Genomic DNA, 24,613 nt, shown 5'->3' with positions numbered 1-24,613 from the left:
AAATCAAACATGTGTCATTTGGGTCACAACAAACGGAACATCATCGGCAAAAACTTTGTTGACATTGCATTTTAAGCGGTGCTGCACTTATTTTACCGTCATGACTCGCTCTTGGGCAAATAGAACGCTTCTAAAACACGCGCTCGTCGCGTGCGCTTTGGCGTGTCTGCTCGCTATCCAAGTGCTCAGCGCGACGGGATTCCACTCGTCCGGGTCTATGACGCCAGATGCCAGCGAGCGGTCGGCGTCAATAGCCTCCACGACTGCGATTTGTGACGATGCCGGCGACCACAACGGTCACGCAGGCCACCAGCATGATCTCTCTCAATGCTGCGTGTTTTGTGCAGCGCATTATGACGATGCGTCGCTCATTCCTCTCGCTGTCCTTGCGAAAATAATCGCTCCGTCGCCGCCCCAAATCGGGGCGCCGCGCGCTTATTTCGTCCCGCGCCGAGTGGGACTGCGCCAGTCGGGCTGGGAAAGCAGCTGGTCGTCAACCGCGCCGCCTCACGCCTGATCCAGGCGGGCGAGTTCGATCTCGCCCGGGAGTCCCGCGGACTCCCGCCAGATTAGCGACTTCAACCGTCACTCTCAGATCTGTCGCCATAGTTGCTCACCGCCATGAACCTTGTTCGGCTCTGGCGTAAGCGCCCTTGGCTTCCGATTCCGTCATCAACTCCACCCGCACGAAAGCAAAGAGGCAAAGAGAATGAAACTCGCCCCCACCTTATCCGCCATTCTGCTGGCGGTTTCGGCAGGATCGGCCTTCGCCGCCGACCTTCCCTCCGTCAAGGCTCCGCCGCCCGTTTATGTTGCGCCGCCCATGTGGTCCGGTTTCTATGCCGGTCTCAACGCCGGCTACGGCTTCGGTTTGAGCTCCAACGCGACGACCGTCGGCAACGCCTATGACCAGTATTATACGAGCTATTTCAATCAGCCCGGCTGGCCTCCGCTCCTCGTCGCCGGCTATGGCGGACTGATGGCCGCCAACAGCGGCAACGCCAGTCTCAACCAGAACGGCTTCATCGGCGGCGGGCAGATCGGTTACAATTATCAATGGAGCCCCACCATTGTCATCGGCGTCGAAGCTGACATGCAGGGTTCGGCGATCCGTGGCTCGGGCGGCTACACCGGCGTCGGTCAGGATCTCTATTCCATGGGCCGCATGATGCTCATGCCGCACGGCACCCGCAACTCGGTCGGCGGCGGCACGATTCAGGCGGGCCTCGACTGGTTCGGCACCGTGCGCGGTCGCGTCGGCTATCTGGTCACGCCGACCTTGCTCGTTTTCGGCACCGGCGGTCTGACCTATGGCGGCGCCTGGGCCAATGGCAATTATACGTCTACCTCGGCATGGTGCGGCACGCCGACCGACGCATGTTACGGCGGCATGATCACGACCCCCTACTCCCAGATCGCGGTCGGCTCGGGCCGCACTTCGAGCACGCTGGTCGGCTGGAACGCCGGCGGCGGTTTCGAGTGGATGTTCATGCCCAACTGGAGCCTGAAAGCCGAGGCCTTCTACTATGATCTCGGCTCCATGAATCTCAACGGCAGCGCAGTGGCCGCCGTTTCAAACGTCGCGGCTCATATGGGCAGAGCTGTGCCGGACGCGCAGATGATCTTCCCCACGACACGTGTGCGATACGACGGCGTCATCGCCCGCGCGGGAATCAACTACCACTTCAACTGGGGCGCAACTCCCGGCCTGACGACTTACTGATCGACTGAAAAAACGATGATGGATATCCGGCTCGCCGCAATCCGCTCGAGGATGGTGGCGAGCCGGAATTAATTGCTTATCGCGTTGGGCGGAGGAAAGACCATGTTCCGCGTATCTATCGCTCGCAGCGCCAGTCTCATCGCGCTCGTCTGTGCAACGCCCGGTTTGGCGCAGCAAGCGCTCCCCGACATCACCATCGCGGCCAACCGCCCAAGGCACGCGACATCCACGACGCCGCAACGGCGCGTTGCGACGCCTGTAGCCGCTCCGGTTGCGGCTCCTGCGCCGGAGCCGGCGCCCGCCCCTGAGCCGATGCGAGAACCGGAGGTCGTGCCTCGCGCAGAAATCGCGGACGAACGCGCCGCGTCGCCCGACACGACGAAACTCCTCGAGCGAACGCCCGGCGTCAGCATGTATGAGGCTGGCGGCGTTTCACGACTGCCCGTCATCCATGGCATGGCGGATGATCGAATCAAGATTATGACCAGCGGCGTCGCTGTGACGTCAGCCTGCGCCAATCACATGAACCCGCCGCTCTCCTATTCCGACGCTAACACCGTCGGAAAAGTCGAAGTGTATTCCGGCGTTGTTCCGGTCAGCAAAGGCGGCGATTCGATCGGTGGCACGATCATCGTCGAACCACGGTCGCCTGTTTTCCGATCGGCGGCGACGACGACCGCCGCGCCTCCCGAACCCGCTGACGCCAGAAAGCCGTTCATAGAGCTTTTTGAGGCAGGAAAATTACGACTCGGCCCCGACAACAACGTTCTCGTGACCGGCGAGACGTCGAGCTTCTTTCGTTCGAACAACACCGGCATTGGCGCTTCAGCCATCGTCAATACGGCGACTGACCACTACGCATTCCTATACAACGGCTCGTGGTCACGGGCGACCGACTATCGCGCTGGCGGCAATGACGCCAAGGTTCTCTCGACGAATTTCATTTCCGAAAACCACCAGGGTACGATCGCCTATCAGAACGACGGGCATCTTCTGTCGCTCAGGGGCGCCATCACGAATATTCCCTACCAGGGCTTCGCCAATCAGCGCATGGATATGACCGCCAACCGCGGGTATCAGGTCGAAGCAAAGTATCAGGGAACAGGAGACTGGGGTTTCGTCGACGCGCGCGCCTATTGGCACAATGTTTCGCACACGATGGGCTTTCTCAACGACAAGCAGCCCGACTACATGCCGATGGCCACGAACGGTCTCGATTATGGCTACTCCGTCAAGCTCGATCACCCGGTAAATGAAGATCATCTCGTCCGCGTCGGAAGCGAATTTCACGGCTTCCGATTGAATGATTGGTGGGAGCCAATTCCCGGCGGCGGCATCATGACAGCGCGCGACAATACGACATTCATGCTCCCTGATCCGACCATCTTCGACATGACCATGAAGATGATGACGCCATTCACGCAATGGAACATCCGGAATGGCATACGTAACCGGCTCAGTCATTTCGCAGAGTGGGAAGCGAAATGGACGCCGCAGTGGTCAACGCTCGTCGGCGTGCGAAATGATCTCGTCTTTTCGAACGCCGGAGAGGCGGCGGCCTACGATCCAAGAAATCCTGCATTTATGCCCATGAAAATCGGCGATTTCTGGATTCCCGGCATCATGCTGAATCCAGACGCCGTCGCTGCGCAGATTTTCAACTCCCGCAGCCATCGACGCACCGACGTCAACTTCGACGTGACAGCGCAAGTTCGTTACAAGCCCGACGAAAATACAACGTACGAAGGCGGGTATTCGCGCAAGACGCGATCACCGAATTTGTATGAACGATACGCCTGGGGCGTCGGCACCATGACCGCTGCCATGGTCAACCAGTTCGGCGACGCGAATGGTTACGTTGGCAATCTCGATCTCGTGCCGGAGGTGGCGCATACTTTTTCGCTTACTGGCTCCTGGCGCGACCCGAAGAATGAGTGGGAGGCGCGTATCGCGCCCTATTACAGCTTTGTTCAAAATTATATCGACGCCAATCGTGTTGGCAGCTTCGCTTTCACGGGGCCGGCGGCTCCCGGTCCTTACGTGTTTCAAGAGCTTCAATTCAGAAACCACAATGCCCTGATATGGGGTGTGGATTTCTCCGGAAGGCTGAAGATATTCGAAGATCCTGATTTCGGTCGCTTCTACGGCACAGCGCTCGCCAGTTACACTTACGGCCGAAACCTGGACACGGGCGACCCGCGCAACTGTAATTTCTTTGCCGCGGGCAATCCGCCGACTATCGGCTCCGTCTATGCGGACCAGTTGTGTTACCTGCTCGCAGACGCCCAGAAGAAGGGCGATGGCCTATACAATATCATGCCCATCAACACCCGACTTGGAATTGAGCACAAGCTCGGCGGATGGACGAACGGTGTTGAACTTGTCGTTGTTGGCGCCAAAAACCATGTATCTGTCCAGCGCAACGAACTTCACACGCCGGCATATACGCTCGTCAATTTGCGGTCGAGTTACGAGTGGTCGAACCTGCGGCTTGATTTCGCAATCGAGAACATCGCCAACACGCTCTACTACCCCGCGTTGGGCGGCTTCTACATCACCGGCTACAAGGCCTGGACTAATACCGGTCTTAGTCCCTTCAGCATACCGAGCCCGGTCGCCGGAATGGGACGAAACATCGTCGCAGGCCTGACCGTAAAATTTTAACCGCCAAATCGAGAAGCGACTGAAAGTTGGACCGCTCGACGTCGCTGAAAAACTCTGGAGAAGGATCTAACTCATGAAGTTTTCTACCTTTCTCTCCGCCACAGCCCTTGCAATTTCGGCGAATTCAGCACTCGCCGCTGATCTCTACGCAACAGCCGCTCCCGACACACTTCTGGGAACTCCCGGCGACGACAACATAATCGTCAATCGCAGAAGCTTCATACCGGGGGACACATATAACGGCAACGCCGGCGTCGATACGCTTTGGGTCACCAAGACGATGACCGGCATTGATTTTCCTGCGGACAATTTCAATTTTTCGACCGCCACGCTCCGAAATCTCGAAGTGCTCGCCTTCAATTACATGCTGATGGAAATGCCAGGTCAGGCAATTTTTTCATCTTCTCAATTTGGCCCTGGCCTTATGTCGAACAATCTCGCCATCTATGGCGCATGGGGCAATCAGGACATCACTGTGAATCTGACGCCGGGCAACTCCAGCTTCAATGCTTCTGGCTGGGTGTTCAAAACTGATCTCATCACTTATGGCGCAGTATGGGGGCCATATGTTTATCCGGGATTGGGCGAAGTCGGCGGCGTCGATACGATACATATCAATGGCTCGACGGGTAACAACAATATTGTCGGAACTTCGCAGGATGATATAATTTCCGGCAACGCCGGCGACGACAATATTGAAGGCGGGACGGGGAAAAACAGGATTGACGGCGGACCGGGATCCGACACCGCGTCCTATACGCGCGCAAGGTCACGAGTGGCTGTAAACCTCGCCCTTGCGGGACCTCAAAACACGCTTGGCGCAGGCGTCGACACCCTCCTGCAAATTGAGAATCTCGTTGGTTCCGCTTTTAACGATACGCTTGTCGGAAACGCAGGCGCCAACATCATTGAAGGCGGGCCCGGAAACGACTCCATAAACGGCGCCGCCGGCTCTGACACGGCGTCATACGAAAACGCCTCCTCCAGAGTCGTCGTCAATCTCGCACTTACCAGCGCCCAGAATACAATAGGCGCAGGGACCGATACTCTCCTGCAGATCGAAAATCTGAGAGGATCGAGATTCAATGACACGCTTATTGGCAATAACGGCCCTAACGTAATCGAGGGCGGCCCCGGTAATGACTCCATAAACGGCGGCGCTGGATTCGACACCGCGTCATACGAACACGCAAACGCCCGAGTCGTTGTGAATCTCTCAATCGCCGGCGCCCAGAATACGATTGGAGCCGGGGTCGACACATTGACTTCAATCGAAAACCTCATCGGATCGTCGTTCAACGACACGCTGATCGGTAATGGGGGCCCCAATGTGATCGAAGGCGGACCCGGAAATGATTCGATAAATGGCGGCGCGGGAATAGACACAGTATCGTATCTCCACGCCACCGCGAGAGTAGTTGTGAACCTCTCGATAGCTGGCGCACAGAACACTCAGGGCGCGGGCATCGACACATTGACTGCGATTGAGAATATTGTAGGGACACCCTTCAATGACGTTCTAACGGGCGATAATTTGGCAAATGTGATAGAAGGCGGCGCCGGCAAAGATATCGTCCGAGGCGGGCTTGGGAGAGACACGTTCGTTTTCGCCCGGTTAACCGATATGTCTGTCGGCCCTAATCGTGATGTGATAGTGGACTTCACTTCGGGCGTTGACCGCATTGACTTATGGCGTGTCGACGCAAACACCTCTCAGCCGGGAGATCAAAGCTTCACATATATCGGCGCAAGCGGATTTAGTGGAACACCCGGCCAGCTTCGCTTCTCGGGGGGAATTCTGTCTGGAGACGTGGATGGAAATCGTACAGCGGATTTCGAAATCGCCTTGACTGGCGTGTCGACCCTTAATCCTGCAGCTGATTTTATATATTGAGACGGGCGCCCTCTTGGCGTGCAGGAATGCTTCATTCATCCCTGCACGCTAATTTTTCATCGGTCTATTCGATTATATCTGTTTCTATCATGACACGGCTTTGGTGATGTGGGCTTGCACGCAAACCCTGCACGCTAACATCAATCGATTGCAGACAGCACAAAGTTATCAGCGACCGACGGCGGGTGGCCGATAAATGAGCCTCCCCTAATGAAGAGGTGATGTCCCGAACGATGTTGGAATAGGCGCAGCGGCTTAGCTGATCTGGAATTTGTTTGTAAGGCCGTATGTCCGCTTCTGCGTAGCCGTCCGGCGTAGGCCGCAGGCGCTGCGTGCGGGATGATTGGCGGGTCGATCTGCCAATTTATACGGGATGCAGGAGTCCGTCGGATTTTAGAGTTTCGATGGCCTTGTGTAGATTTAGGCCGCGATAGACTCGGAACCACTCGCCGGTGTGGCGACGCCACTGAATGTCGAAGCGGTCGGGGCTGATCCAATCGAGGCGAGCGAAGGGCGCATCGAACTCTTCGCCCTGATTGTCGGGGAAGCCGGAACGGTAACGTTGGATGAGGCGATATTTGGCGCCGTGCCATTTGCCGAGAATATCGACCGGATAGTTGAACTCGGTCGGTTGGATCGAAGGCAGGAAGCGAGGCTTCAGGAAGTCATTGATCAACAGCTCGCAGGCGGCGGTGACGCGCGCTTTTTCGGCCTCGGAGAATGCGGCGTTCGGCTTAAGCAGCTTGCGCATGGCTCATATGCGCCTTCCGCCAATTCCATGGCAGCAGTTCATCGAGCCGATGCGCGGGGTGCGCGGCGATGCGGGCGAGGACGTCGGCGAGCCAGGTCTGCGGATCGACGCCGTTCATCTTCGCCGTGACGATGAGGCTGTACATCGCCGCGGCGCGTTGACCGCCGCGATCAGATCCGCAGAACAACCATGACTTTCTTCCCAAAGCGATGCCGCGCAGGCCGCGCTCGGCGGCATTGTTGGACAAGCAGACGCGCCCATCGTCGAGGAACAGCGTGAAGGCCGGCCAGCGCTTCAGCATGTAATGGATCGCCTTGGCGAGATCGTGCCCGCGCGAGAGTTTGGCGAGTTGTTCGCGCAGATAGCTTTCCAGCGCGTCGACGAGCGGGCGGCTCGACGCCTGTCGAACGACGAGGCGTTCCTCCGCGCTCTTGCCTTTGATCGACCGCTCGATCGCAAACAGCGCGTCGATCCGACGAACGACCTCGATCGCGATCGGCGACAGCGGCATCTCCTTCTTGCCCGAAGCCTTGCGCCGCGCATTCTCGTCGATGTCCGCCATTGCGAAGAACGGGCGCCTCGCATGGACCCAGCACGCGGCCTCGCGGATCGGGCCGGGCGCGCGCCCTGCCAGATAGAGCTTGCCGTAGCCGTCATAGGCGTCGGCTTGCAGGATGCCGGACCAGTTCGCCAGATGGCCCTGTGGATGTTCGCCGCGCCGATCGCGCGAGTAATAGAACATCGCCGCCGGCGGCCCGGCGCCGCCGAAGGGCGCGTCGTCGCGCACATAGACCCAGCAGCGGCCTGTGTCGGTCTTGCCCTTGGCCAGCACAGGAACCGTGGTGTCGTCCCCGTGCAGCCGCTCGGCTGCGAGGACATGCGCCTCGACAAGACGCCGCAGCGGATCGAGCGCGGCGCAGATGGAGCCGACGGCGTCGGCCATGGTCGACAAGGCGATCGGCGCGCCTTCGAGCGCATAGCGCTCGGCTTGACGGTTCAGTGGTTGATGCTGGCCAAACTTCTCGAAGGCGATCATCGCCAAGAGGCTCGGCCCCGCCCAGCCGCGCGCAACGACATGGAACGGCGCCGGCGCCTGGGTGATCTTCTCGCAGTCCCGGCAGGTGAATTTCTCCCGCACGGTCTCGATGACCTTCCACTGGCGCGGCGTCGTCTCCAGCGTCCGCGTCACATCCTCGCCGAGCTTGCGCAGGCGCGAACCACCGCAGCAGGCGCAGGTCGTCGGCGCCTCGACGACCACGCGCTCGCGCGGCAGATGCTCAGGAAAAGTGTTGCGCTCCGGCCGCTTGCGCTCGAAGCCGGCGACGGTGGTCGTCTTTGCGACGGCGCGCTCCGCAGCGAGTTCGTCCTCGGTCGCGCTCGCTTCCAGCTCTTCGAGTTCGAGCGACAACTGATCGAGCAGCCGCGCCGAGCGCTCCGACTTTTGCCCGTAGATCTGGCGCTGCAATTTGGCGATCTGGAGCTTTTGCGCGGCGATCAGCGCCATGTCTTCCGACGCCTTCGCGAGCGCGACGGCGAGCTGCGCTTTCAGCGCGGCGTTTTCGTCGAGAAGGGCGGCTGCGTCCATGAGGCGAAGTGAATCACAAAACCCGCGATTTGTGGCGCCTCAAACAGCAGACGACCCCAGCTTTTTGCGTCTCACCCCGCGCTTTGCGGCCTGAAGGTGAGTTGCGGGTTTCGCCAGTCGATCCCTTCCAGCATATAGGCCATCTGCCCGGCCGAGATCGACACCGCGCCCGCGCTCGCCGAGGGCCAGATGAACTTTCCGCGGTCGAGCCGCTTGGCGTAAAGCGACAGCCCGATCCCGTCGTGCCAGAGGATTTTCGCGAGATCGCCGCGGCGACCCCGGAAAATGTAAAGGTCGCCCGCGTGAGGGTCGCGCTTCAACTGCTCCTGCACCTGAAGCGCCAGGCCCCGCATGCCGCGCCGCATGTCGGTATGGCCGGTCGCGATCCAGACCCGGCAGCCCGCCGGCAACGGGATCATCGGCGCAGCGCCTTCACGACCCGCGACAGCGCGGCTGTCTCGACATCGGCCCACACAATGATCCGATCACCGTCGGCGAGCACGATCTCCATCTGGCCGGTCGACCCTGGAGCGGAATACTCCGCCGTCGCGTCCGGCGTGATCGTCACCGGCAGGATCGGCGCGCGTCCCTGCGGCGCAGCCAGATCGAGACCGAACTGCCGGCGCCAGGTGAAGAGCTGGTTGACGTTGAGGTCGTAGCGTCGTGCGACCTCGGCGATCGAAGCGCCGTCCTCGAGGCTCTCGTCGACGATCCGGCGCTTCTCATCGAGAGCCCATGATCGGCGCTTGCGACGGAGAGCCGGCGGATCGTCATCGTTGCGCGACATCGGCGATAGTGTCCGCTTGTAATAGTAGTGGACACGATCATCGCGCCAGCCGTCACCCAGCTATCCCGAAATCCGAGCTCACCGCCAGGCGGCCGCCGCCGGAGGGATACGGCTTCTGCGACTGAGGTAGCTCGCTCTACGCTGTGCGAGCGAGGGTTGCTCGGTGTTCCGAGCCGAGCCTCAGCGCAGGAGAGCGAGCCATGGAGCGGTCTACAGAAATTTTTGTTGGGATCGACGTTTCGAAGGCGCGCAATGCGATTGCCGTCGCCACGGAGGGACGCAGCGGCGAGGTGCGTTATGTCGGTGAAGTTGACTCCTCCGTCGACAGTATGCGTCGCTTGATCAAGCGCATTACCGCCAAACACCCGCAGGCACATTTTTGTTATGAAGCCGGACCGACCGGCTACGGCCTGCACCGGCTCATCATTTCCATGGGGTTCCCTTGCTCCGTCGTGGAGCTGACCTGCCCCTGCACTTTCATCCAGCGGCGGGTTGAGTCCTTCCGGTTGATACGCCCGAGGGCGCGAATGGAGCACCAGGCGATCGGCGGAGTTGGTCCGGGTTGAGCAGCCGATCGCCTGTTGCGGTGAGATTGGCCGCGAAGGCCGCCGGCGTCGCATAGCCGAGGGCCGAATGCGGGCGGCGGTGATTGTAGTCCTGGGCCCAGGCGCTGATCTTCTCCCGGGCATGGTCGAGCCCGAAGAACAGCGTCTCGTTCAGCAGTTCGTCGCGCATGCGCCCGTTGAAGCTCTCGCAGAAGCCGTTCTGCATCGGCTTGCCCGGCGCGATATAGCGCCACTCGATCCTGTTCTCGCTCGACCACGACAGCACGGCGTTCGAGGTGAACTCCGTGCCGTTGTCCGAAACGATCATGCCGGGCCTGCCGCGCCGTGCGATCAGCGCCGACAGTTCCCGCGCCACGCGTTGGCCCGAGATGGATGTGTCGGGGATCGCCGCGAGGCATTCACGCGTCACGTCGTCGACGATGTTCAGGATGCGGAACCGGCGTCCGCTGGCGAACTGGTCATGCACGAAGTCCAAAGACCAACGCGCATTCGGCCGCGCCTCGACGAGGATCGGCGCCCGCGCGCCGACAGCCCTTCGGCGGGCGCGCCGCTTTCTCACCGTCAGCCCTTCCTCGCGATAGAGCCGGTAGATGCGGTTCTTGCCCGACGTCTCGCCCTCCTGCCGCAGCAGCACGAACAGCCGCCGATAGCCGAAGCGCCGGCGCTCGTTGGCGAGTTCCCGCAGCCGCTCCCGTAACGGCTTGTCGGTCGGCCGCTTCGAGATGTAGCGGACGGTCGCGCGATCGACGGCGACAATCTGGCAGGCCCGACGCTCCGACAGAGCCATGGCGGCTCGCAGATGCGCAACGGCTGCGCGCTTGGCGGCGGGCCCTACCATTTTTTTGACAAAAGCTCCTTCAGCGCCGCGGCTTCCAGCATCTGATCGGCCAGAAGCTTCTTCAGCCGCGCATTCTCTTCTTCGAGCGCTTTCAACCGCTTGGCCTCGGAGACGTCCATGCCGCCATATTTGGCCTTCCAGTTGTAAAGCGTCGTCTCCGACACAGCATATTTGCGAGCCAGATCCGCCGCCTTCGCGCCCGCCTCGTGCTCCCGCAAAATCCCGATGATCTGCTCTTCCGTGAACCGCTTCTTCTTCATCTCGTCCGTCCCGATATGGTCGGACTCTAATCGCATCTGGTGGAGTTTCTCAGCGGCAGGTCAGCCGCTGGAAGGATGCGCTATGGGCCAGGTTCTCCACGGGAGCGCCCGCACGATAGAGGCGGTGCGTCGAGAGATACAACATATTCAAGAGAGCCTGAGAGTGGCGATCGAAACTCGAAGCTGTCTTTGCAGTGTTTGGCCATGGCTTTCGTTCCCCGAATGCCCGCCTGCTGGTCAATTGTTAAGCTTGCGCGTTTCCAGCCTCATGGCCCAATCCTGCTCTTCCCGATCCCGGAATGGCGGCGTGATTCAGCCAAAATGGCTTGCGCGGATCCCGTTGCGGTTCACCCTTAGCGTGATCGGTGCGCCCTTGTGGTTGCTCTTCTGTCTTTCGGTGAAAATCATCACGAAGGGCTTGCCGGCCTCATAATGGACAGGGTAAAGCTTGGAGGTCGCCCCGCCTTTGGTTCGGCCGATCTAGTTGAAGAAGCTACTTTTAATAGGCTCGCACCTATCCGGTGTGTCCCCAAATCGGTTGGATCGATCATGATCCGCACGGGCTATTAACCTTCGGCGGCGAGCGCTGCGAAGATGCGGTCAAAAACGACCATCTAGAGTCCAGCGAATGAAGCGGTTGCATAGATTCCTGAGTAGCGCATACTCTCCCAAGCGTGCTTCGATTGCGGGGTTGGCTTGATCAAACAGACGATCCCTCTGATTAACTGACGGTCGTCGAGTCGAGGAACGTAAAGAGACATGGGAAGTTGAGGAGAAATCTGCGCCAGATGCGCTCGGACAAAAAAAGCAAATCAAAGCCTCGATATCCGGAAACATTGAATCACGCATCACGGTAAATTAACCGCTCCTGAGCCTAGCGCGTTCGGCGTCTGGATAATGGGCCGCGACTAGGGCTCTTAATCGTTCCGCCTCATTTGCAAGATCGATCGGGACATCGCCGGGGAAATATCTATGATTGCATTAAGGATTTCGCTCGTCGTTGCAATCCAACTCGCAGGCTGGCTCCACCCAAAAATCGCTGCTGCGCAGACCGCAACAGTTTTGACTTCGATCAACAATATTTCCAGCGGTCAGTGTCTGGAAGCTTTCCAAGCCCAAAAGACGTCTGGCGCAGCAGTGGTTCAATCGCCCTGCCATGGTTCAGGCAATCAGCAATGGGAGCTTGTGCCGGCGTCGTCAGAATTCCTCCTTCGGAACAAGAACAGTCAACATTGTCTCGCGGTCCGAGACTCAAGCACTGCTGCCGGCGCGGCGGTGGAGCAAACAACTTGCAATAGCGCCGCCGGCAATCAGCGCTGGGCAGCGACGAAGGTTGATCGAGGCTGGACGTTGAAGGTCGCCCATACCGGCATGTGTCTCGACAATCCCGGCTCGAGCCCTGCGAGCGGTGCGAGCATGATTCAATATCCCTGCCATGAAGGCCCGAATCAGGTTTGGTATGGGACGCTTCCAGCGGCGTCGCCTTTCAACAATGTCGGCCAATGGTCGAGTCTGATTTCACTCCCGATCGTTCCGTCATCCGCCGCTTTGATGGCGGATGGAAAAGTAGCTCTCTGGTCGGGTAGCGGACCGAACACCTTCGGCGCCGGCGCGCGGACCTTTTCCACGATCTTCGACCCGGCGACCGGCGCCATCACCGAGACGGTCATAACAAACACAAATCACGAATATTTCTGCGAGGGTACAAATTTTCTTGCTGACGGCTCGCTCGTCATGACTGGAGGCACCAATGCGACACGCACAAGTGCGATGAATAGCCGCGGGCAGTGGTTGTCCGGACCCGAGTTGAATATTCCGCGTGGGTATTCCAGTTCGACTCTCACCTCCAGCGGCAAGGTCTTTACCCTGGGCGGCTCATGGAGCGGCGGCAACGAAGACAAGAAAGGCGAACTTCTGACGCCAGGCGGAAGATGGACGGTGCTTGCAAATGTTCTGCCCGACGATTTCATGACCGCTGATCCGACCGGCGCGTATCGCGCAGACAATCATATGTGGCTTTTTGGATCCCGCGACGGCTGGGTCTTCCACGCCGGACCGTCGCGAAAAATGCACTGGATCAACACAGCCGGCGTCGGGTCAGTCGTGTATGCCGGGCTACGAGGCGATGACAGCGATGCGATGAATGGCAATTTCATTCCTTACGACATCAATAAAATTCTGACCGTCGGCGGCGCGCCAAGCTACGATAAGCCAACGCCGACTAACAACGCCTTTATCCTCGACCTGGCCCCGGGTCCCGCCGTCGCGCCTTACGTAAAGAAACTTGGCTCGATGAAATATGCCCGCACCTTCGCCAACTCGGTTGTGCTGCCGAACGGCGATGTGGCGGTTTTCGGTGGCGTAAAAAGCGGTGGCGACCTTTTCTCTGACTTTAACTCGGTGCTGATCCCCGAAATCTGGAATCCGACGACGGCAAACTTCACGTCGCTCGCGCCGATGACTACACCGCGTAATTATCATTCATTTGCTCTTCTCTTGCTCGACGGCAGCGTGCTTGTTGGCGGCGGCGGGCAATGCGGAAAATGCACGACAAACCATCCTGACGCGCAGATTTTCAAACCGCCCTATCTTTTGAATCCGGACGGCGCTTCGCGCGACCGCCCCATCCTGTCGTCCGCGCCCACGACAGCGACCCATGGTGAGACGATTACGGTCGGTATCGGCGACAGCGTGTCGTCCCTCAGCCTCGTTCGGATGTCCTCCGTGACGCACTCCCTGAACACTGACCAGCGCCGCGTACCCCTGCCGATCGTCCGCCGGACAGCTACGAGCGCGACGCTCCGCATTCCCGCCAATCGCGGCCTCGTCTTGTCAGGAAACTACATGCTTTTTGCGATGAAGAGTGACGGTACACCAAGTGTCGCGAAGGTTATCAACATCCGGTAGGCCGATCGTCATCGTCCAGACGACCACGGACGACGTTGATTTATCGGCTTCCATGCGTCAACGAGCAAGTTCGAAGTTCATATCCGCGCCTTCGTCGAGCGGCGCAATGCCAGCCCAAGCCAAATCGCCGGATCAGGTCCGCCGATGAAATCCTTGCATCCAACAAGCGCATCAGCCAGAAAGCAGATTACATTTCCTGTCCCGAATTTCAGATTCACATCGCTGGTTTAGAATATTCCGGCATCCAGGCCCGAGGCCATCAATGCTCCCAAGGCGTGGCATTCGGCAACAAAATCCTCACTCCAAGGACCCCGGCAAATCAGCGGTTCCTGCACTTTACGCCACCGCAAACCTGTCGTGATTGCTTCCACGCTTCTTTTTGTCCCCGTCCCGTCATTGCCGGCCCTGATATACAAGGCGTATCGCATGCCTTGGCAACCCTCAAGACACGGATAATAGCAACGATCAAAAAAATCCTTCAGCGCGCCGCTCATGTAACCGAGATTCTCTGTCGTCCCAAGAATGATCGCACTTGCCGGCAGCACGTCAACCTCACTGGCGGCAAACGGACTTTTCACGATGACGTCAACGTCCATTATGTCTATCGAACGCGCGCCGTCTGCAACCGCGTCCCTAAGCCTTAGTGTGTTGGGGGAAGGCGCATGGGCGACGATAAGCAAACGTTTGCGGTTAATTGACGCCTCCCAATCTCCACCTGCCGCATATCAAATCTACATCAGCATTTATTAGTCTCGCCCGGGTCGGGGCAACAATCGGAATCACCCGCTGGCCAGATTCCGTTAAATCCCGGTCAATATTGCCCGAATGTCTTTCCTCCCATATCCGGCCGAGAATTTCACGAAGCACACATTCGCGGCCTTCAAAAAGCGTCCGAAAGGCTATCAGCCGAAAACCGGATGAATTGAAGACCATGAACGATGACCCGGTTCACGTCGCGATTCCGGCGCCTCCGCGCCGAAACTGTTCACTCTGTCGTGTTTGGCTCCGTCGAACTCCCGAAAGGATTAACGCCGCCGAAGCCAGGTGGATTTACCCTCACGTTGCCACGCGGATTCACGCCTGCGTCGGTATTTGACCGACCCGCCATATTGCTTTGCTGGTCGGTATAATAGCTCCTTCCGGTGATCGGCGTCTCGTGTCTCTGACCGATCATGTTATCATATGCGTCACGAAAATGCCGACGCTGTTGCGCCGAAGCGCCGAATGACCAAAGCGCAAGCGCCACCATTACGCACAGAGACAATTGCGACAAAGCCGATGTGCTTCCAAACATTATGGCGCCCCCACTTGAGTTAACGAGATGACGTCAGGAAACTGATGACGCCGCATGCAAATCAATTACATGGTCATGAGTCTCGGCATCACGAAAGACCGTTCAGGAAAAGCGTGCGCGAACTCTACCCCCGGCGCCCAACAAAATAAGAAGCGCCACAAAGATTGAGTGAGCCTAACGAACCGAAGCTGCCACCCTCGCTTCAAGGCCTCTGCGCACTTTTCGTTACGGCTCCAAGGATACTCTATCCCATCTGCTCCCCTTGGCTCGCAACCCAAACCATGAAGCGACCTCGCGCAGTTTTGCTTTCCATTACCACTATTTTTTTGCGCCGCTTACCGATAGGAGTAAAGCAAAAATCTGAGGCGCTTGTAAACAGCTCTAACCTGTATCAAGCCGTCGTCTAGACATAGACAATCGGACATCAGAATATCTTTATGTTCCCCAGCGATTTGAAAAGATGACTTCGAATACCAGCATGTGTTAGCGACGCTTCGGGGGTGTTTGTTTAGCCGTCGCTGGAGTCACAATATTTGAATGTTTAGAATACACATCCCGAGACGCAGCAGGACACGAAGCGATATGAAACAAGGGCCTGTATGGAGTTCGATGACCGAGCGTGATCTTCGAGACATTGTTTCGGTTTCAAAAATCATTCACCCCAATATGAGCGAGCGCCCCGAAGTATTTGCGGAAAAGCTTAAGCTATTCCCCAGTGGCTGCTTCATCTTAGGGAGGGGCGGAGATCTGACGGGTTACGCCATTTCGCATCCTTGGACGCTCTATGACGCGCCGCCGCTCGACAATTTCCTGAATGACTTACCAAAGTCGCCCGATTGTCTATACCTGCATGACATCGCGATTTTGCCTCATATGCGAGGCCGAGGCGCTGCAAATACATTGGTCGGACACTTGGCGACCATCGCGAGGCGAAACCGACTTGCATTCATTGCGCTCACCTCAATCTATGGTAGCGGTTCACTTTGGCGACGCTTCGGGTTCGATGAGATTCAAGTAGCCGGGAAGTCACCGACACTTGGTTCTTACGGCCCCGGGGCGAGCTACATGGTCAAGGCGCTATAATTGTCAGTGAAACTGCTCGCAGTATCACGGGGAAACGGCCGCTCCCTTGACGCGTCGACGTTAACCCGCTTGACGGGCCCCAGCTGCTGTTGCGTTTTCAGCCGCTGATAATCTACTGAAAATGTTCCTCCTTGAGCTTCGTCTTGTGATCTGGCCCGGCAAATTCACGTCGGCATGACTTGCTGAGGCGGCTCATGTTCGATCTCAGGCAATCCTCAATTTCAGATACGAACGGAATATCGGAACTGCAGAACTTCAACGCATCTCCCATGCAATCGGATCGCTCCTGAGCGGTCCCCTGGGCCGACGCAGGCGTGACGCCTATCGAGGAAATAAGTGTCAGAAGGATGAAAGCTCTACGCATGATTTTTCCTTGCGGTCTTCTATGAGTCTTTTCAAGAGGTTCGGCGTCTTGGACGCCTGAACGAGCTGCGTAACTCGCCACGCATTTCAGGTCGAACTTCCAAAACGCTCTCCGCTTCAGAGGAGAAATGAACCGTTATCAATTACGTGCACGGTTCATTGCCACTCTCATAACGGCGCCACGACAAGGTAATGAACGCCATTATTGCCGTATTGCGGAGCTAACCATGTGCTCCCGCAGACATAGTAAGCGGCGCCGTTCACAAGGCGATAGGCGCAGCCCTCTGGCAGAACGGCAATGCTGGTTCCAATCGCATAGGAATTTGCGACGGCGTTCACTGCGGCGGCCGTTCCGATAGCGGCGGCGGCTGCACCGGCGCCACACGCGTAGCACCCCGCGCCATAATAGCTATTGACGACGACGGGACCATGATAGCCGCCCCAATATGCGCCGCCATGGTATCCATCCGCGTGCCATGTACCGCCATTACCGCCGATCCCACCCGCATGCCATTCACCTGCGGGTCCACGATAGCCTGCCGCGACGCCGCCCTCCGGACCTCTGGCGACAAATGCGCCGTCGCCGCGAAAGCCCTCGAAGCCCCCGGCGTGAAAGCCGCCGAAACCTCCGCCCCGCCATGCGTGAGCAGGATTTATTGCGAGGAACGATGCTGCAAGGACGAGGGAGAAAAATCTGCGTTTATTCATCGCGGTCTTCCTTGATGCGAGTTCAGATCATTTATTCGCCGGAGCTGACAGCCCCGGTTTTGAGAATTTGATACGGCCAGCTTTTGCCGCCGCCGCTGACCGGAAGGTCTTTGCCGACGTCGCTGCATCAATTCTCCAGTTCGAAAATTCCAGCATGCTGCGCGGCTTGTCTTTCGATTTCGCGGGCGTCAGCCAGACCAGACGCGGCAACTTATCCTTTGCGCCGATCCAGATCTGGGCCTGAAAATTCGCATTTGCGATTGCCACGATGTCTGTCGTTGTCCCACCGACGACCGTTGATTGACCCATGACGAAGGCGGAGGTCAGACCCTCGGTGATTGCAGCATAGGGATCCGCGACGATGAAGTCGACAAAAGGAAAATAAATCCCCGCCTTTGAATAGGCGGCCTCCAGCATATCATCGAGCTTCGGAGGAGCGGATTCCACAGCGATGAGATTGGACGCAGGAAGAAACACGGCCATCTCGGCGCCGTCGTAATAAAATTCCGAAGCAGGACCGTCGCCCAAGGTTACGATTTTCAGCTTGTCGGGACGCTGAAGGGTTACATTTGACGAGATCATGTAAAAGAGAGGCTGACCGTTCGACGCGGGTTCATCAAATGCGCGTCGAATATTGAACGACATCGACTTAGCTTTCGCCAAGGTGTCGCTCATGCCTTTAAGAATATCGAGCGCTTTTGGATCAATCGCACCGATCGACGCCTTTGGCGCCGTCGCGGCAGGTGGCTGCTCTCCAGATGCCGGCCCCTGAACGCCGACACCGATCAGCGCAAGCGTTGTCAGTAGCAATAAACGATATTTCATTCGTGCCCCCCATAAGCCCGCGCGTGGTTCGCGCTTGCTGGATCTCCGGCCGCCCCTCGACATTTGTCGACTGCCAGCGATGCAATATTTCGCACCGCTGAGATCAGGCGCTATCAGTCGCGTCCTCATGCGAAGGAACGTCATTCCCTCACAACTGTGCGCATGATAAAAGGATATACGTGGTGTCGCAATGACGAAGGTGTCTACATTGCGAGGCCAGAGATTGCTGGCGGCCATGCCGGTGAAAGGTCGACAACGGGTATGTGAAAATGATCTCGGGCCACGGGGTCACGCCGCCAACTCGCCAAAGTCTGTTTGCAATTCTTGCACTATCATTTTCAACTAAGATCAATAAAGTTCGGCGCAACTCGATCCCGCCTTTATGCAGTCACAACCATAGTTCACCCGGTCGGAGAAATTGGCGTTCGTCGATTCGCGCTTCAATGCTTGATGTCTTTGGCCGCTGCGATACCAAGAATCCTGGAGGCCTATCGAGTTCAAGTGCGATGTGAGCGATCAAAAGTCTGGAGGATGGCCTCTCGATCGCCCTGACAGACGTAGATCCGATCACCAGAATTTCAGAAATCCCAAAAACCCCTTGCGGGCTGCTCTCTGCGCCGCGAATTGTCGCCTCGCGCTTTCACGCAGTTCCAGCATCTTTCTGTCGGAAACGCTGAAATCCTCGACAGCGTCCTCGAGAAGGCGAAGAGCAGCGTCGAGACTTTGCTGTGACGACGCCTCAGCGTCACTCGTTGCAGCTTCATTCTCCGGCGTCTTAAGCGTCCGGATTCTTGCGATCGCGAACAGGGCCGCGCCGATCGTCACGGCAAAGACGATTAAGGCCGCTGTAATGGGCGTCGAAGAATCTTCTTCAGGAGTCGTGAATTGCCCTTCGCGCCATTCGCCGCTTTGCGCGCGGCCGTCCGGGTAAAGCAGAACGCCACGGCCGTGCAATGCGCCGTCACGCCAATGACCGTTATACTTCCGTCCGTCGGGATAGGTGAATGCGCCCTCGCCGTCAGGTCTGCCGTTGCGAAATGCGCCGACGTATTCTCCCCAATATTGATAGGTAAGGATGCCCTGTCCGTTTGGCGCGCCGTCTTGATATTCGCCAACATATTTTCCACCGTCGGGATATGTGTGTGTTCCCTGACAGCCATTCCAGCTTGCGACCGGCGTCGCTGGACACGCGGGCAAAAGGACTTTTGAAACAGCGGTTGCCGGCGACACGAACACGCCAAGAACAAACATGGCGTTCATCAATGAGATCAGCGGCTTCGGCCTGCCAGGTTTCGCATCATTTTTTTTGCCGCAAACCATCATCTTCAATTCTCCCTTTGCCGTCGATCCTGGATCGTCTCTGCGGCAGCATGTAGACCATGGCAGGAGTTCTTTCGCCGATACGCTTATAAATCAAGAACCATGCCCCATTTCAGCGAATTGGCTCATGCTTCATATTTTGTCATTCAGTTGCGCGAAAGTCCGCGCGCGCTTTTCCGCAGCGCTGTTTTATTCGTTTCAAAGCGATGCGCTTCTGTGAACCCGCATATGTCTTGCGTCGCGCCTGGCCTGCACTGATGTCGGCCGAGGCTCGGGGGGCAGGAAAAGGGTCCCGCCCTGCCCCCTTTTCGTCCGGCCCAGCGGCGCCTGCGGTTCGAGCATCTGTCGCGCCCGCGCCTTCGAAGACAACTTCGGCAAGGCGTGGCGATTCGGGCGTTGGCGTCAAAACGTCGGCAAGGGCCCCCCCAGCGTCACGCGCACCGCCGGCGGCTCGGCCGGCTTGAAGTGGCGATCCATGACGCCGACGCCGCATACGGCGTCAGGCGCGATCCGATTGACGCAGAGGCCATAGAGCGGGTCGCTCGGCAGCAGCGACCCGTAGCCGTATGTTATCTGGTCCGACCGCGAGTTGAAGATATTGAAGGCGTCGACCTGCAGACGCCAGCCGTCCGCCCAGCGGTAGCCGAGTCGCACGTTCAGCGTCCCGATGGCGGGGGATTTCAGATAGCCGTCCTCGGTCAGCGGCCGCATGCCGACATAACGATATTTCAGCGCTCCGAACCACCCCGTCGCCGCGCCCAGCTCCAAAGCGCCCGTCGCAACGATCGATGGCGCGTTGATAAGGTAATTGCCGGGAGCGTTGCCGAGAAAGGTTCCGTAGGGAAGCGTCTCCGCCGTGATGAGATCGAGCCAGGCCAGGGTCTGGGGCTGGTCGACGCCGCGATAGCGCGCATTCACCAGCGCGACGTCGCCGTCGAAGGTTATCCAGGAGTTCGGCCTGTAGTGATTGGTGATCTCGAGGCCATAGCGCCGGCTCGGCCGACCGAAGGTGGTCGTGCCGACGTCGCCCACGAACTGGTTTTCCGATTCGAGATTGAGCCAGAACAGGCTGAGACTCGAATCGAGCCCCTCGATGAATTTCGTGCGCGCGCCGATCTCTGCGCCTCGAGATTTGACGAGCAATGGGATAGCCGCAACAGGCGCGAAGCCATCGGCGTCGGAGAGTTCGGATGTGGCGAATCTCTGCACCGCGCCGCGCGCGTCCGTCGAGTGCATGCCCTCGCCATAGTTCAGGAAAAGCTCCGTCTTGTAGAAGGGGCCGAGAATGATCGACGCCTTGGGACTCATGATCGCCGCGTCTTTCGAGCCGCTGTTGAACGGTCCCGTCCACAGAAAGGCGGGATATCCTGTGCTGGCGAGGAATTTCGGCGCGTCCCACAGCGTCTGGATCGAGTTCACGTCGGCGGTATAGAAATCGAAGCGCGCGCCGGCGACCGTGCGCAGCCACGGCAGCCACTTTACGGTCGTGTCGGTCCATAAGCCGACACTCCCCTCGCTCGCATAATCGTTACGGATCGCGTCATATGATTGCCGGCGCAGGCCTTCCTGCAGGCCGAGGCGGATGTCGTCGTAACGACCCTGCTGACCCAGGCGCGTCACTACCGGCAGGCCGAAGGAATCCCATTTGATATCGTGCCGAGCGTTGACGCCGATCATGGTTCGGCGATCGAACTGCCGGAACTGGTCGCCAAGATCAGGATGCGCCAGGAAGTAGGTGAAATTGTTGTACAACTCGAGCGTCGAGCGCACCACATAGGCTTCGATGCGCGAAGCGTGGGCGCCTTCGGTCCGGCTCCAGCGGCCGGAGAGGCTGAAGCGGGTCGTGTCGCCGCCGTCGGTCGGGTCCATCGTTCCCCAAAGCGACTTCAGACCCGAATCTACGACGCGGGCGGGGATCTGGTCCGTCGAAAACCATTTGTTGGCGTAGGCCATGGCGGTAAGCGACATGCCGTCCGACTGCGTGCCGCGCGTCCACCGCAAGACACTGTTGATGCGTCGCAAATTGTCGCCGCGTTCCCAGGGGCCGTTGTAATATTGCGCCTCCGCCGCGCCGAGCACGGTCCCCTCGTGGACATCGCGCCAGGATCTGACGCCGAGCGCGCGGCCATAGCCGAAGCTTCCGCCGGTAAGCTGGAAATAGTCGCGATCTACCTTGTCGAGATATTGCAGATAGACCGAGCCGGCGGAAGAGAAATCACCGTCCTCCGCGTCGTAAGGCCCCTTTCGGACGAGCATGCCCTGCAGCAATTCGGGAATGATGAAATTGGCGTCCGCGTAGCCTTGCGCATGGCCATGGGTGCGCATGTTCAAGGGCATGCCGTCGAGATAGAGCGCGAGATCCGTGCCATGGTCGAGATTGAATCCGCGAAGGAAATATTGATTCGCCTTGCCGTCGCCGCTGTGCTGACTGACGACGAGGCCGGGAACGATTTCAAGCGCGTCGGCCGGACGCGCGATGGGAACGGCGTTGATTTCCGCTCCTGTAAAATATTTCTCGCTCGCGGCCGTTATGGGCGGCCTTGGAACGCTCTCCATCGAACGCGCGGCGACCGGCGCCGGCGTCCGCGTCGGGGACACGGTCGCGACGGGATGGGGCGCCGGCGCATGTGCTGCCGGCGACGGGGCCCGGCGCGTCGTACGGCCGCCCACCTCGATGGTTGGCAGCGCCTGTTGAGCGAGCGCCGCGCCGGCATAAGAGGCAAACACCAGCGCCGCAGCGCTGCGGACAGTGGGACGAGAAACGTAAGCGACAGACGATAATGGAGGAATATGCGCAGAAATGCGCAAACGACAGCCGGACATGGTGGCGCTCGCAACAGACGTGGACCGTCACTGCGAGAGGTCGCTCCCCATCCTCCGCCGTTGCGGCGGACAACAGGTTTCGGCCGCATCGGTGCACCCCGCCCGACGCTTTCGCGCGTGACCACGAATGATGGCAGGTCTCCTGGCTCGTGGGTCATCGCCTGAAGACCGCCTTCCCGGAACGCCCTGTCCCAGTGGCTTTTTTGGTCTACGGCTCACCACTTACAGTTGCGGGGGCAGCCGCGGCATTGCGCATTCGAGCGCGCTCACCGCGTTCCCATTTGATCCCTTTCGGGAACCATCGCCACGAGTAAACATTTGACAGGGTTGGCGAGTCAAGTCGATTGAAAACAAGAATAGAGTCGCCCCGATCCGTCAGCCGAGGCTTTTCTTGTCGCTCTGCTTCCCGTCGATGATTTTCAGCCTCATCCGGGCGCGCTGCGCCGCCTTGCTTTTATCCGCGTCCGACATACGCATCCAGTTCGCGATCTCGTCGAGATCGCGACCGCAGCCTGTGCAAACGCCCTTGTCATTCAGCTTGCAAACCTTCACGCATGGGCTATCGACCATTTGATTTCCCGTTCCACTCGCCTAACCGTAAAGACGGGCCGGAGGATTCGGCCGGCGTCCCCAATATTATCAATGGGCCGCCTAGTAAACGTTTGCTTAGAATCAGTTGCGTCTGTAGAAGCTAGGCTGAAGCGCGGAAAACGCTGTAACGCCCACGATCATTTACGGCCATGCTCTGCGGCCTGAAGGAGTCAACCGACGATGGAGTTCAAACCCGATACCAAAAACGCGGTTTTTGTCGGTGAAGGGGTGCATATCAACGGCGAAATCAATGCAAGCGGCATTGTGATGATTCAGGGCACGTTGACGGGGGAGGTCAATTGCGGCCTGTTGCTTGTCGGCGAAACCGGCGTTGTCGACGGCGTCGTCTCCGCGACCGAGGCGGATATTTCCGGAAGCATTCGCAGCGAAATCACCATCAAGCAATTGCTGACCGTCCGCGAGACCGGCCGCGTCGAAGGTAATTGGAATTACGGCGAGATTGAAATCGAAAAAGGCGGCCTGCTCAAAGGTAGGGCTGAGTCGACAGGCTTCCGCAGTGAGCGTCCCGCTGTATCTCACGAGCAGCCGACCAGGCTGCCCCGTCCGAAAAAATAGCCAGTCAGCTATTCAACCTGAGGAGACTCATCGTGGCTAAGGCAAAAGTCAGCAAACCCGCCCCGGCGAAAAAGAAGAGCAAACCCGAACCGGCCACTGTTCGTCCGTTCAAGGAAACCCTGACCAAATCGGCGCTTATCAATCTGATCGCCGAGCAGAACGAACTTCCGCGCAAGACCGCCGTCGGCGTCTACGCGACGCTGGAAAGCGTGTTTCTCGGCTCCGTGCACCCCAAGGGCGTGGGCGAATTCACCCTGCCCGGCCTGTTGAAGGTCACCCTCCGCAAAGTGCCTGCGCGCAAGGCGGGAACGCTCGTCCGCAACCCCGCCACCGGCGAGATGGTGAAGGGCGCCGCGAAGCCGGCCAGCGTGCGCGTGAAAATCCGCGCTCTGTCGAAATTGAAAAACGCGGCTACGCCCTGATCCGGCTTGCCGCCAGTCGAAAACTGCCGGGAACGGCGGCGAAAGCTCTCGTGGCGCCGCCGTTCATCCAATCCGGGAAATGAGAGGGGTCAGAGCCGTGCGTCCGACCTCTCCTCCTCGCGGTTTGGCGCGTTGAAGCCACGGTCGTAACCTATTCTTCGGGTCCCGTGTCTTTGACGCTTCTGCTCATTGGGTTCGACCAAAATTTTGAAAACCTGTCCGGGGCAGAGCGTCGATAGCGGCGGCAAGGCGATATTGATCGCGGCCGGCCTCAGCGACCGCAAGGCGTTAGGATCGCGAGATGGGGAAACGCCATTCTCCTCAGGTCGGCGGCGCGTGCCGCAGGCCCACCTGTTCGGCCTTCGTCAAAGGCGCAAAGGCTTGAAAATGGAGCCAATCGTTTGAGTTGATCAATGACGACGCGCGGATGATCGACTGTGGTTCATGATCTGTGAATTGAGTATAATTTTTTTGTCCGAATGGACTTGCGTCAACGACTCGGCGGCGATCTCTGTCGTATTTTTTCCGGCGATGGCCCGATCAATCGATGACGAGTTACATCTTCTGGGGCGTCGCCGAACGACTGGCCTGACCTGCGCTTACCGAGCTCCGGCGGCGCGAGCATTCGAGCGC

19 protein-coding genes, 1 pseudogene and 1 riboswitch are annotated in these 24,613 nt (G+C 58.6%); of the genes and pseudogenes, 9 read left to right on the top strand and 11 right to left on the bottom strand.

What is annotated here, in order from left to right:
* Window positions 1–100 precede the first annotated feature (100 nt).
* The 4 genes from LG047_RS19845 to LG047_RS19030 all read left to right on the top strand — a co-directional run bounded on the left by LG047_RS19845 (window position 101) and on the right by LG047_RS19030 (window position 6,281).
* Window positions 101–517 (top strand): DUF2946 family protein, encoded by a 417-nt coding sequence (locus LG047_RS19845; RefSeq protein WP_370635079.1) that lies wholly within the window; start codon window positions 101–103, stop codon window positions 515–517.
* A 192-nt stretch (window positions 518–709) separates the two neighbouring features.
* Complete coding sequence (locus LG047_RS19040; RefSeq protein ID WP_227968294.1) at window positions 710–1,723, top strand: outer membrane protein; 1,014 nt, start codon at window positions 710–712, stop codon at window positions 1,721–1,723.
* Between the two features lie 102 nt (window positions 1,724–1,825).
* On the top strand, window positions 1,826–4,387 hold the full coding sequence (locus tag LG047_RS19035) for a TonB-dependent receptor (RefSeq protein ID WP_227968291.1): 2,562 nt from the start codon (window positions 1,826–1,828) through the stop codon (window positions 4,385–4,387).
* 73 nt (window positions 4,388–4,460) lie between these two features.
* On the top strand, window positions 4,461–6,281 hold the full coding sequence (locus LG047_RS19030; RefSeq protein ID WP_227968288.1) for a calcium-binding protein: 1,821 nt from the start codon (window positions 4,461–4,463) through the stop codon (window positions 6,279–6,281).
* A gap of 364 nt (window positions 6,282–6,645) precedes the next feature.
* Here LG047_RS19030 and LG047_RS19025 read toward each other — a convergent pair whose 3' ends face one another.
* The 4 genes from LG047_RS19025 to LG047_RS19010 form a co-directional block, all read right to left on the bottom strand.
* Entirely contained in the window at window positions 6,646–7,032 is a 387-nt protein-coding gene (locus LG047_RS19025) for a hypothetical protein (protein ID WP_227964445.1), read from the bottom strand.
* Window positions 7,016–8,617 carry an IS66 family transposase gene (locus LG047_RS19020; RefSeq protein ID WP_227968286.1) on the bottom strand — a complete coding sequence of 534 codons (1,602 nt, stop codon included), beginning with the start codon at window positions 8,615–8,617 and terminating at the stop codon, window positions 7,016–7,018. Before LG047_RS19020 ends, LG047_RS19025 begins: the two co-directional genes overlap by 17 nt.
* A 71-nt stretch (window positions 8,618–8,688) precedes the next feature.
* Window positions 8,689–9,036: an IS66 family insertion sequence element accessory protein TnpB gene (gene tnpB / locus LG047_RS19015; RefSeq protein ID WP_227964450.1), complete on the bottom strand. Its 348-nt coding sequence runs from the start codon at window positions 9,034–9,036 to the stop codon at window positions 8,689–8,691.
* Window positions 9,033–9,404 (bottom strand): transposase, encoded by a 372-nt coding sequence (locus LG047_RS19010; RefSeq protein ID WP_227965902.1) that lies wholly within the window; start codon window positions 9,402–9,404, stop codon window positions 9,033–9,035. The genes tnpB and LG047_RS19010 overlap by 4 nt, the downstream gene beginning before the upstream one ends.
* Window positions 9,405–9,604: 200 nt before the next feature.
* On the opposite strand from LG047_RS19010, the pseudogene LG047_RS19005 reads away from it, so the two are divergent.
* Window positions 9,605–9,859 (top strand): annotated as a pseudogene (locus LG047_RS19005) (IS110 family transposase); the annotation flags it as partial.
* Window positions 9,860–9,881: 22 nt separating this feature from the next.
* On the opposite strand, the gene LG047_RS19000 reads toward LG047_RS19005, so the two are convergent.
* Window positions 9,882–11,068, bottom strand: a protein-coding gene (locus LG047_RS19000; protein WP_370635078.1) for an IS3 family transposase whose coding sequence is annotated in 2 segments (ribosomal slippage) — window positions 9,882–10,816 and window positions 10,816–11,068 — 1,188 coding nt in all. Because the reading frame shifts where the segments join, the coding sequence is not laid out codon by codon here.
* Window positions 11,069–12,040: 972 nt separating this feature from the next.
* On the opposite strand from LG047_RS19000, the gene LG047_RS18995 reads away from it, so the two are divergent.
* Complete coding sequence (locus LG047_RS18995) at window positions 12,041–13,975, top strand: RICIN domain-containing protein (RefSeq protein ID WP_227968283.1); 1,935 nt, start codon at window positions 12,041–12,043, stop codon at window positions 13,973–13,975.
* Window positions 13,976–14,202: 227 nt separating this feature from the next.
* Here the strand turns inward: LG047_RS18995 and LG047_RS18990 are convergent, their stop codons facing one another.
* Window positions 14,203–14,571: a flavodoxin family protein gene (locus tag LG047_RS18990; protein ID WP_227968280.1), complete on the bottom strand. Its 369-nt coding sequence runs from the start codon at window positions 14,569–14,571 to the stop codon at window positions 14,203–14,205.
* A 1,307-nt stretch (window positions 14,572–15,878) separates the two neighbouring features.
* Between LG047_RS18990 and LG047_RS18985 the strand changes: the two genes are divergently transcribed.
* Window positions 15,879–16,352, top strand: a complete 474-nt coding sequence (locus LG047_RS18985; protein ID WP_227968279.1) for a GNAT family N-acetyltransferase — start codon at window positions 15,879–15,881, stop codon at window positions 16,350–16,352.
* A 531-nt stretch (window positions 16,353–16,883) separates the two neighbouring features.
* Here the strand turns inward: LG047_RS18985 and LG047_RS18980 are convergent.
* From LG047_RS18980 to LG047_RS18960, 5 genes are all read right to left on the bottom strand, one after another.
* Window positions 16,884–17,423, bottom strand: coding sequence for a hypothetical protein (locus tag LG047_RS18980; protein WP_084678877.1), 540 nt, complete (start codon window positions 17,421–17,423; stop codon window positions 16,884–16,886).
* A 27-nt stretch (window positions 17,424–17,450) separates the two neighbouring features.
* A complete protein-coding gene (locus LG047_RS18975) occupies window positions 17,451–18,248 on the bottom strand; it encodes a DUF2092 domain-containing protein (protein ID WP_227968278.1) in 798 nt (265 codons plus the stop codon).
* 567 nt (window positions 18,249–18,815) lie between these two features.
* Complete coding sequence (locus LG047_RS18970) at window positions 18,816–19,571, bottom strand: MORN repeat-containing protein (RefSeq protein ID WP_227968534.1); 756 nt, start codon at window positions 19,569–19,571, stop codon at window positions 18,816–18,818.
* 399 nt (window positions 19,572–19,970) lie between these two features.
* Window positions 19,971–22,295 carry a TonB-dependent receptor domain-containing protein gene (locus tag LG047_RS18965; protein WP_227968277.1) on the bottom strand — a complete coding sequence of 775 codons (2,325 nt, stop codon included), beginning with the start codon at window positions 22,293–22,295 and terminating at the stop codon, window positions 19,971–19,973.
* A gap of 210 nt (window positions 22,296–22,505) precedes the next feature.
* A riboswitch (cobalamin riboswitch) is annotated at window positions 22,506–22,709 on the bottom strand.
* A gap of 57 nt (window positions 22,710–22,766) precedes the next feature.
* Window positions 22,767–22,961 (bottom strand): DUF1289 domain-containing protein, encoded by a 195-nt coding sequence (locus LG047_RS18960; RefSeq protein ID WP_227968276.1) that lies wholly within the window; start codon window positions 22,959–22,961, stop codon window positions 22,767–22,769.
* Between the two features lie 201 nt (window positions 22,962–23,162).
* On the opposite strand from LG047_RS18960, the gene LG047_RS18955 reads away from it, so the two are divergent.
* Window positions 23,163–23,558: a polymer-forming cytoskeletal protein gene (locus LG047_RS18955; protein ID WP_051133991.1), complete on the top strand. Its 396-nt coding sequence runs from the start codon at window positions 23,163–23,165 to the stop codon at window positions 23,556–23,558.
* Between the two features lie 32 nt (window positions 23,559–23,590).
* A complete protein-coding gene (locus LG047_RS18950; RefSeq protein ID WP_227968274.1) occupies window positions 23,591–23,980 on the top strand; it encodes an HU family DNA-binding protein in 390 nt (129 codons plus the stop codon).
* Window positions 23,981–24,613 lie beyond the last annotated feature (633 nt).

Origin of the sequence: Methylocystis sp. WRRC1 (genome assembly GCF_020733155.1) — a bacterium.
In the GTDB taxonomy this organism is placed as follows: domain Bacteria; phylum Pseudomonadota; class Alphaproteobacteria; order Rhizobiales; family Beijerinckiaceae; genus Methylocystis.
Note: the sequence above shows the minus strand (reverse complement) of the source record. Positions and strands in the feature narration are given on the sequence as shown.

Coding starts and splice junctions, on each gene's coding strand:
- LG047_RS19845 (WP_370635079.1), top strand. CDS start 101: ATGACTCGCTCTTGGGCAAATAGAACGCTTCTAAAACACGCGCTCGTC.
- LG047_RS19040 (WP_227968294.1), top strand. CDS start 710: ATGAAACTCGCCCCCACCTTATCCGCCATTCTGCTGGCGGTTTCGGCA.
- LG047_RS19035 (WP_227968291.1), top strand. CDS start 1,826: ATGTTCCGCGTATCTATCGCTCGCAGCGCCAGTCTCATCGCGCTCGTC.
- LG047_RS19030 (WP_227968288.1), top strand. CDS start 4,461: ATGAAGTTTTCTACCTTTCTCTCCGCCACAGCCCTTGCAATTTCGGCG.
- LG047_RS19025 (WP_227964445.1), bottom strand. CDS start 7,032: ATGCGCAAGCTGCTTAAGCCGAACGCCGCATTCTCCGAGGCCGAAAAA.
- LG047_RS19020 (WP_227968286.1), bottom strand. CDS start 8,617: ATGGACGCAGCCGCCCTTCTCGACGAAAACGCCGCGCTGAAAGCGCAG.
- tnpB (WP_227964450.1), bottom strand. CDS start 9,036: ATGATCCCGTTGCCGGCGGGCTGCCGGGTCTGGATCGCGACCGGCCAT.
- LG047_RS19010 (WP_227965902.1), bottom strand. CDS start 9,404: ATGTCGCGCAACGATGACGATCCGCCGGCTCTCCGTCGCAAGCGCCGA.
- LG047_RS18995 (WP_227968283.1), top strand. CDS start 12,041: ATGATTGCATTAAGGATTTCGCTCGTCGTTGCAATCCAACTCGCAGGC.
- LG047_RS18990 (WP_227968280.1), bottom strand. CDS start 14,571: ATGGACGTTGACGTCATCGTGAAAAGTCCGTTTGCCGCCAGTGAGGTT.
- LG047_RS18985 (WP_227968279.1), top strand. CDS start 15,879: ATGACCGAGCGTGATCTTCGAGACATTGTTTCGGTTTCAAAAATCATT.
- LG047_RS18980 (WP_084678877.1), bottom strand. CDS start 17,423: ATGAATAAACGCAGATTTTTCTCCCTCGTCCTTGCAGCATCGTTCCTC.
- LG047_RS18975 (WP_227968278.1), bottom strand. CDS start 18,248: ATGAAATATCGTTTATTGCTACTGACAACGCTTGCGCTGATCGGTGTC.
- LG047_RS18970 (WP_227968534.1), bottom strand. CDS start 19,571: ATGATGGTTTGCGGCAAAAAAAATGATGCGAAACCTGGCAGGCCGAAG.
- LG047_RS18960 (WP_227968276.1), bottom strand. CDS start 22,961: ATGGTCGATAGCCCATGCGTGAAGGTTTGCAAGCTGAATGACAAGGGC.
- LG047_RS18955 (WP_051133991.1), top strand. CDS start 23,163: ATGGAGTTCAAACCCGATACCAAAAACGCGGTTTTTGTCGGTGAAGGG.